Here is a 9,160-nt window from a genome sequence, read left to right on the forward strand (position 1 = left end):
ATATACTAAAAAAGTGGTTGGGTTTTGAACCTCGATAAAATCGCCCTGGCATGAACGTAGAGTTATTTTTCATTTAATATTATCTTAAGGATAGCGTGAGACAATGTAAGCTATCCTTTAACACTTATGAGAAATAAATTAATATGATAAATCAATACAGTTTTCAAGATACGGGCGAAACTCACATATTATATCAAGAAGATATGGAAGAATTTGATTTATCGTTCGCTGCTTTGCAAACGTTTATTGTTGCAATAGAAAAAGGAGATCTCACACAAATAGAATCCATGTTCCAGGAGACTTCGACAAAACAAAAAAAAGGGCTTCTGACATTGGAATTAGATTATAGTGCATTAATTGATCCTATGGCCTGGGGAATCCCGGCAGTTACTGGGGAAAAATTAGCTCAATACTATAAACATAACGATGTAGAGAAATTCCTGGCCCAAATCACGGTGCAAACCATGGCTCAAACCATTTTTTCCTTAAATTACAATAAAAGTGCATTTTTCTCTTTGAGTGATATAACCATTGTTACACAAAACAACGAAAAAACACCACTAATACGTCATTATTAGCCAAACAGCCCCTAATTATTTTTAGGGGCAAGAAACAGCAACGCCCGCATTTATTACAAACTAGTATTTCATGTATTAATGTTTTGTTATCCATAATAACTCACCAGATCAGCAAGCTCTACTGTGTACTGAAAATTACAGGCGCTATCAGCAGTCATATTCCAGTTGAATAATCCTGCTAAATTAAGATAGGAAGGGAATACAGGATTACAATTTTCTGTATCAATTCCGTTTGCAATTTGAGTAGGGGGATAACCGATAGCAATAAGATTATTCAAAAAATCTTCGCCAAAAGTTTCACTACCATTATAATATGTTTGAATATTAATTAGATTAAAGCTATTCGCATTTTGTGTATCAATCTGAGTGTTTTCAATTCCTCCTGGTTGCGAATTATTGCCAGCAGGGGTAATAGTCAAATAATATTGTTTGCCATCTTGTAGTGAGGCATAATTTAATGCATTTCTTAGGTTCGCAATTACGCCATCGAAATTAGCTTGTGGTATGTCTCCTGTTGCGCCGCCGATTTCTTCATCGTCAATATCAATTCCATCTAAATTATTTGTGCGAATAAAGTTAATGACACTTGGCACGAATAAATTAGCATGATTGATGTAATCATTATTAATATATGCCCAATCATTTTTCCCCCACCCAAGGGAAATTAAAATTTTTATGGATGGGTTGATACTACGGGCTACTTGTGAGAGTAGGGTTACTCTGCTTGGTTCATCAGGTTGGCCCGCTTCATAGGTAAAAATAGCTCCATTTCCTAAAGGGTAGGCATGAGCAAACGCGATGAAAATAGCGCTAATCCGTTGGAAAGGCATGGTTGCATTAGGTTCAATCCATTGGCCGGGACCCGAATTATATATGGGGTAAAAAGTACCGGCATAAGGCATTGGAAATGTCGAGTTTGGCATATTGGGACTAGCAGTAACTGTCACTCGGTTGCTTAAAATTGGTATGGAACAGACTGAGCCATTATAGGCACAAACACGAGGGGTTAATGTAGTAAATGCTTGCTGATTAATTCCTTGTATCGTTACTATAAATACGCAACTAGCCCCTGGCACGAGAATTCCGCATTGATTAGTACTTACGTACAAGGATAAAGAGCGTCCTGCACCGCCAAATCCGGGATCTATAGAGAGCGAACTAAGTGTTTTGGATGTGTTGTTTTTGATGACGTAAGTTAAATAGGTTTGACCATTTTGCGAAATAGCAATGGAGCTTGTACTACTAGGTACAATATCCATAATGGCACCAGCATGTGCGACTGACAACGCAAAAAATACGGTGATAATTAAAGTATGAATCCTTTTTTTCATGCAACATCATCCTAATGTCAATTTTAATTGAAAGAAGCCTCGATTGAAAACGCGATACCTTGTGTGTATATATTCTTTATTTGAAGACGGTCTGTTGACGTTTGCTCGGGAAGAGCTCCTAATTTACCTTTACCCAAATGAAAATAGCGATAGCCTACCGATGCCCTATAATGAATGTTATGTTTTTTATCTTCAAAAAGTGAATGTTGTACACCAACACCCAACTCATAAGCAAAATTACGATGAGTATTACTGCTGAATCCTGGATTCAGAGCAGTAGCGCTCGATGATGGGTCCGCCGTAACTTCATTATAATTTTTTAAACGATTCCAGGCCTTACCTATTCCAACTAAAACAAAAGGTTGCCAATTATAAAAAACATATGAGAGTCGTGATTCAAGCATTAGTTGACTGCTCTTTACTCGAAAGCTGTAGTCTAATGCATCATAAATCCCATCATTAATAAATGGATATTCTTTTCCTCGGACGCTTCCTAATTGAGTCGAATACCCTGCTAAGCCCAATGAAATATTGGTAGAAGGCACTATTTCTGCAAATGAATGAGCAATACCAGCCCCCCAGAATCCCCCCCAATGGTTCTTATGAGCAGATTGGTAGCCGTTTGTAACAAAATCATTAATTTCAACCAATGGTTTATTACTTAATCTGGCGTTGTTTGGACCACCAGTGACGAAGAGGGTTATATTATTCGCGCATAAGGTTGAGGGAATAAGAGAAAAACAAAAAAATAATAGTTTCAACGCAAAATCCATGTACTTATTTTAATAGGTTAAAAATAAAACTAATTTTCGGATATTATTACATTTTTTAAATTTCCAATAAAGTAGAAATTTTTGAGCATCTAAATTAAAGTCTTACTTTCAGATCAAGCCAAGCTATCGTTTAAATTACGACAGCTTGGAAATTCGTCCATTAATATGGTTGAGATGTTGGGCTAATAATTAAAGCACCAGTAATGTCTCCTGCAAGGAAACGAAAGGCGTCATTATCCGATGAGACATTACCAAAACTGAGGGTCAATGGATAATTAACTGTATTCGTTGTTCTTGTTAAGCCCCAGATTGAATTTATTTCTGCATAACTGCGAATACTAAAAGTATCTCCTTCACGTAATGTAAAGATTTTACCTGCAGTGTTACTGCTACCAATGGCATTTTGAAAACCAACCACGTGAAATTCATTTTGTTGATTTAGAATAATACTAATATAACCATCTATATTCGTACTATTCTGAATCCAAGTGACAGGAATTAAAAAATTTGTTTCGCCTGGATTGTTTGGTGTTGCATCATCAGGAATAAATAACACAGGCAAACCATTAAGTAATGGCCAAGTATTCGCATAATCAGCTTTCGTAAAGCTAATATTCCAATTGGCTCCACTTTGTGTAGCCTCAATTCCTTGGTATTGAATACTTTGATAACACGGGGCAGCGGGTAAGGCTTGATTTTCAGCATTTAGCAAATTGGTGCAACTTTCATTACCTACAGCGGCATAGATTTCATTATAATCATTAGTCACCGTTGCTGTGTAGTTTGTTCCATCAAATGCCAGATCTGTTAATGTGGCTGTTAGTTCACTAAGATTATTCTGATAGTAAGTGTAATAATTACCTACTAAATTAACATATGCTTGTGAGAAAAAATTAACGCCATTAATAGAGGTCACTTGTGGGTATTGGGTTTTATATTGAGTTAAAATCGATGGGTAATAAACCGTTAACCCATAAGAATCCGCGCGATCAAAACTATTTTTATAATATACAACAGCATTATTAACTGCGGAAATGACGGCTTGTGAAGCAGCACCTAAATTTGCATCAGAAGTAAATTGATTACTTATACGTTGAACAAACTCAACGAGATCGACTACATCTGTGCTTTTGCTATCCCATACTGAAGTATAATAGTCGGCCGATTTAAAACGGCTTTTCGCGATGAGTTTCCAATTAGTATTATTCGTCAAATAAGTGTCAAGGATACTCGCGAAATTCGTCATAGCAGCAATTAAATTTGATATTTGACTCGCATCCACTAATGACAAAGTAGTCGCATTCCCCTCATTTTGTTGGGTATAACCATCAATGATTACTCGCCCAATGTCGTTACCATTGGCATTAGGATAAGCATTTAAATAGGCTAAAAAAGTATTATATTGCCATCCTTGGCCGGGCTCTAGATCTTCTGAGCCAATGAAATAATGTATATTGGATGCGAGACTTGCTACTGTTTCAGCATTCCCCATAAGACAGGCATCAAATCCAATGATTTCAAAGAGAGTCCTCGTATTGGTCGTTACGTTATTAATGACGGAAGCCAAGTCATTAATAGCTATTACGCTGGGTGAATTATTTTCATCTCCACCATAACCACCATTAGGACCTCCGCCATGATCCCAAAAAACAGTTATGTATCGATCAGCCGGGTACTTGGCAATACCCCATTCTAAAAAGTCTTGGATAGTATTGGGAGCCCCCATTGGCACATTGCCTAGATCGTCTAATTCAACCAGAGAGCCAGGATAAACAATTTGGCGCTTTACAGATAAATAACTTGGCGATGCTGCTCCACCTGTTTCCAATACAACATTGATATTTTCAGTTGAACCAACTTCCATCATTTGAGCAATATTAAAATCAGCGAAGTTATTCTTGCTTTGTAAATCAGAACCAATGATGTACACAAAAACTGTATATTTTGCTTTGCCTACATGTAATTTTATTGGGCTAACTAAAGGGCTTCGGCCACCATAATTGATACTCAAATGGCGATTTATATCAGCATTAGCATTTTCAATGGTAACACTAATGGTGCAACTGCCATTAGCAGGCAAACTAGTTCCACATGTTGTGGTCCATTGGGTGACTTGTGCCGGTTGCGCATCCCCATCATTAATTACCTGAATAGTTCGAATAGGTAGATTACGTCGAATGACGTTATTATGAATAACATAGTTTAATGTTTGCTTTTGACCGATAGCAAGATTATTGATTGTTGGCAGCGAGGTAAATGAAACTGGTAACTCAGCAAAACTCGCAACAGAATAGAATAATAATAAACTTACAGAACTATAAATTCGCATCATGCACCTTTATATGATTAAGCTAAATAATGTATGCCCACTAAAAGCGCGTGGGAATCAATGAGAAACGAGGGCGCTACTATCTTGACTGGTTCGCCATTCAAGTTACCATAACTGTTTGCGGTGATATGGCCATAATCGGTATAAAGATAACTTAAAGAGTATGAAATGTGTGAGGTATGGTGATAATTAATGCCAATGCCAACATCACCTACCAATCGAGATGTTGTCTCTTTAGGTAAAGATAAGCCTCCACCAAGATCTTTTTCATTAGGAAAATCTTGATAACGCAAACGGGACCATCCTTCGCCAACGCCGCCCATCAGGTATAACGATACTTGTTTATAAGTCAAAACATCTAACGTCAATTGAGCTAAAAGTCGTGTATTTTCAAAGTAGAGTTTATAGTGATAATTATCTAAATTTGTCTGCTCAAATTGATATACATTACCGTTAGCTACATTATCTGAAAAGCCACTATAGCGAATCGCTAAGCCAAAACCGAACGTATTAAACCAAGCAGAACCATTAACTAATAACGGTTGTTTATGATAAATCCCTAGCCCCACGTCTCCTGTTGTATTCGTATGCCCCTTGCTTAAATAGTCGGTTTCAATATCCGTAGGTGTAATTGTGGTATGAGGAATGTTAAACCAAGTCACCCCTCCATCTAACACGAACTCGATGCCTTGTTGCGCATTGCTTATACCCGCGGAAGCAATAAGACAAACGATAACTACTTTGTTATGAAATACATTTTTCCCTATCATGTTCGATCTTTTTTTACTCCTCAAACTAAAGACGAAAATGTATTTCATTTTATTTATAATGGCTACCCTTTTTTTAAAATTTTCAGTAATTTAATGTGACTTTGGCCTAGTGTGTACGTCAATGGCATTCGGTTAAGCTTTTGCAGAGGCAATTTTGCTGCATCAAACTCCAAAAATCGTTGGTTCATATGAATAACTCTAAAACGCGAGCAATTTATGCCGTAAAAATTCCTTAACCGAATGCCATTGATGTACACACTAGGCCTTTCTTGGGTAACATTTGTTTTGAGCGACTCGACAGTATTCAATATGTTTGATACAAATACAATATATGCTATAATTTTACACAAATTCATTAGGGTAGATATTTTATTATGTTAGTAAGAGAAATTTTAAACACAGCTAATTCTTTCAGCAGCGAAGAGCAAGCTAGCGAGTTAGAAGCCTTGCCTATTTACTGCGAATATTATAAAGGTTTTAGCCAAGATGCTTACTTAGAACTATTAAAACTAACTCTTAGTGCATCAGAAATTGAAGAATATTATCAACCAAAAATTGAACGGCTAGAATCAGCAAGAACGCGAGCCGCAAATCTAGTAATAGTATTTGGTACAGTAGGCGAAGCTCTGAAATATTTAGAAAATTTTGAAAAACAATTCCCTCAAATGCAAAATAAAAATTCATGATGCTTGTTTGTTTCCGCGACCACCGTTTTCTTGCAATCTTAACTTATGGCATGGAATTATCAAACATAATTTTCCAACACATGCTAACTCTCCTATTTTTAGATTGTTACCTTTAGCTACACGCATTGAAAATCATGTTAAAGTAAATAAAACACAATTAGAAAGCGGTGTTAAAGAAGATATTTATCAGGAATGGAGACAGCGCTTTGTTAAGGAATATGAAGCGCTATTTGAACTCAGTGATATACCATTGCCTATTAAGAAAATTGAAAAAGAAACAAATAAAAAATTTGATGCTTATGTGAGGCAGACACTTAGTTACCCATTAACAGGAAAATTAGAAGTTGAGCAGCAACAGCAATTTGAACAAAAACGAACGGAGTTGAGCGATAAAAAGGAAGAAATTAAGAGCTTAATAAAAGATAGTTATCAAATAAAGCTAAAGAAGAAAAATGATGCTAAATCTACATCTACGGTTATAAGCCTTGAAAATTATATCGAAGCAAAAATTAAAGAAAAAGAAAAAGAAATAGAGGCTACTGTCAAAAGCCGCTTATTGTCGCCTCGTACACCCCTGTCTGTTCTTTTCTCATATGCAAAACATAGGGCTTATAGAAGGGCTAAGGAAAACTTAGCAGCTGCAGAACTATTTTTGCAATATGGCATTCCAGAAAAAGTATTTGGGCAATATCTAGATTTGATCCCTAAAGATAATGCAACTTATATTCCCGACTTATTTATTTCTGGCGAAAGTATCTCTGATAACTATAAAGGTTATTATTTAAAAAAATTACCTTCAAGCGATCCACGTGCAGCGCTACTTGGGCATATGACTGGCTGTTGTCAATCAATTAATGAAAATGGAAAAAGCTGTGTCACTTATGGGATTACCAATGAGAGATCGGGTTTTTATGTACTATGTAAGCAGCAAGGAAAAGAACCCGATTCTCATGATAGTATTGTTTCTCAATCTTGGGCATGGTTGGCAGAAGATGGAAACCTAGTGCTAGATTCTATTGAAACCCAATTAGATTTTAGAAAAAATACACAACTGATAATGGATTTTTATATCGTTTTAGCTAGTCAACTACTTAAAGTAGGTATACCTGCTGTATTAGTCGGAGCGGGTGGTGAAACACCTCAGCAATTAGGTTTAAGGCGGTGGGCTAGATCTAATCCAATCAATTATAGAGGTTATTCTGATTCTCATAGTCAACGCTTAATTGCGCATAAAGAATTGCAGCCCTTACTTTATAAAACGTATAGTCAATTGAATACTTCTTTAATTCCATTAATTCCCGTATTTGAAGCTCAGCAATTAAGTATGGCAGCCTTCTTAGAGTGGTGTGATTTATACGTTATCAATGAGCTAAATAATCTTGAAGAACTCTATCCTTATCTTCCTTCCACTGTTAGTCAAAAAGAAGCGGCATTTAAAATAAAACTGGTTAAAGATTGGAACCAATTATTGGATAATATTATGGCTGATTCCGAATCGATTGAAAAAGTTCTACTTAACATTGAACAGTACGAACAATATATAAATTCAGGAATTGAGCATAAAGGTGAACAATTTTTATGTTGGGCAGTAGAAAAAGGACAATTAGAACTTGTAAAAAGTATTATAGCATTTTATTCCAATATAAATATTAATTTCGACGACCGTAAATTGCTGCTTGAATATGCTATTTTTAAAAAGAATTTAGGTGAACCAGAAAAACAAATTATTAAGCTTCTAATTAAACATGGAGCTGATGTTAATGCTAAAGATATTATATTCAATCAACCAATGCTCGCAGTTGCTATCTCTACTGAAAATGAAGTGGCTATTCAATTGCTTATTGAAGCAGATGCTAATTTAGTCGATCAAGAAGTTATGAGGGCAGCTATTTCTATATTATGCTCAAAAATTATTAAATCCAATGGTGATTTAAAGGCTGTAGAGAAATTTTTCTCTTCTTCTTTGCCTCAATATTTTAAAGAGCTTAATGATTATCATGCTAGAATTAAAGCAATTACAATATTAATCAATGTAGCCATCAATTTTAACGATTCAAAAGTAATTAAAGAGGCTAAAAAAATTGGGTGGGATTTAACAAACCTTGTAATAAATAAGCCAACCGTATCAAATAGTTTTTTTCAATTACGGGCTAAGTCCTCCTCTAGACAACAGGTCGAAGAAATATCACCAGAAAATGAATTATTTGAGTTATGTTGGGACGCTCAAGATATGCGCAGAATCAAAGAACTTCTTTTAATCATTAAAGACATTAATAAGCAGTTTAATGGAAAGGATACTTGCCTAATTAGAGCCGCATATAAAGGTCATAAAGAACTTGTTAGACTACTCCTTGAGCACCAGGCTGATAAAACTATCACTAATAAGATTGGAGAAACAGCAGCTGAAAGTGCAGGCAATGCAAGTATTAAAGAACTGATTGATAATTGGGATTACAAAGATGAATGCAAGATGAATTTGGGATTGTAAGTTGGAGCGCCACATTACTGAATGAGGTAGTGTTCAAATAACTGTGTCATCTCTTAAAAATTGATATAATTTGTACAATTTTGTAGAGGTGACAATGAATAAGAATAAAAAAATAGATTTAGCGAATTTTGATTTCAATGATTTCAAAGCAGATGTGTTATCGGTAATCCCCCCGAAAAATAACTGATGTCAAAAGTAGAATTTT

At 35.6% G+C, this 9,160-nt stretch carries 7 protein-coding genes; 3 read left to right on the forward strand and 4 right to left on the reverse strand.

The genetic code is table 11. From position 1 onward, the window contains the following. Nucleotides 1-143: 143 nt before the first annotated feature. Nucleotides 144-578, forward strand: coding sequence for a hypothetical protein (locus LDG_RS02440; protein ID WP_006869525.1), 435 nt, complete (start codon nucleotides 144-146; stop codon nucleotides 576-578). 86 nt (nucleotides 579-664) lie between these two features. Here the strand turns inward: LDG_RS02440 and LDG_RS02445 are convergent, their stop codons facing one another. From LDG_RS02445 to LDG_RS02460, 4 genes are all read right to left on the reverse strand, one after another. Continuing rightward, a complete protein-coding gene (locus tag LDG_RS02445) occupies nucleotides 665-1,909 on the reverse strand; it encodes a glycosyl hydrolase family 18 protein (protein ID WP_006869526.1) in 1,245 nt (414 codons plus the stop codon). A 23-nt stretch (nucleotides 1,910-1,932) separates the two neighbouring features. After that, on the reverse strand, nucleotides 1,933-2,670 hold the full coding sequence (locus tag LDG_RS02450) for an outer membrane protein (protein ID WP_006869527.1): 738 nt from the start codon (nucleotides 2,668-2,670) through the stop codon (nucleotides 1,933-1,935). A gap of 172 nt (nucleotides 2,671-2,842) precedes the next feature. After that, nucleotides 2,843-5,011: a clostripain-related cysteine peptidase gene (locus tag LDG_RS02455; protein WP_006869528.1), complete on the reverse strand. Its 2,169-nt coding sequence runs from the start codon at nucleotides 5,009-5,011 to the stop codon at nucleotides 2,843-2,845. Nucleotides 5,012-5,028: 17 nt separating this feature from the next. Further along, entirely contained in the window at nucleotides 5,029-5,781 is a 753-nt protein-coding gene (locus LDG_RS02460) for an outer membrane protein (protein ID WP_006869529.1), read from the reverse strand. A gap of 374 nt (nucleotides 5,782-6,155) precedes the next feature. Between LDG_RS02460 and LDG_RS02465 the strand changes: the two genes are divergently transcribed. Together LDG_RS02465 and LDG_RS02470 are read left to right on the forward strand one after the other, a co-directional pair. After that, entirely contained in the window at nucleotides 6,156-6,467 is a 312-nt protein-coding gene (locus LDG_RS02465) for a hypothetical protein (RefSeq protein ID WP_006869532.1), read from the forward strand. A gap of 7 nt (nucleotides 6,468-6,474) precedes the next feature. After that, nucleotides 6,475-8,955, forward strand: coding sequence for an ankyrin repeat domain-containing protein (locus LDG_RS02470; RefSeq protein ID WP_040534219.1), 2,481 nt, complete (start codon nucleotides 6,475-6,477; stop codon nucleotides 8,953-8,955). The last annotated feature ends 205 nt before the right edge of the window (nucleotides 8,956-9,160 follow it).

It is taken from the genome of Legionella drancourtii LLAP12, assembly GCF_000162755.2.
Taxonomy (GTDB): domain Bacteria; phylum Pseudomonadota; class Gammaproteobacteria; order Legionellales; family Legionellaceae; genus Legionella; species Legionella drancourtii.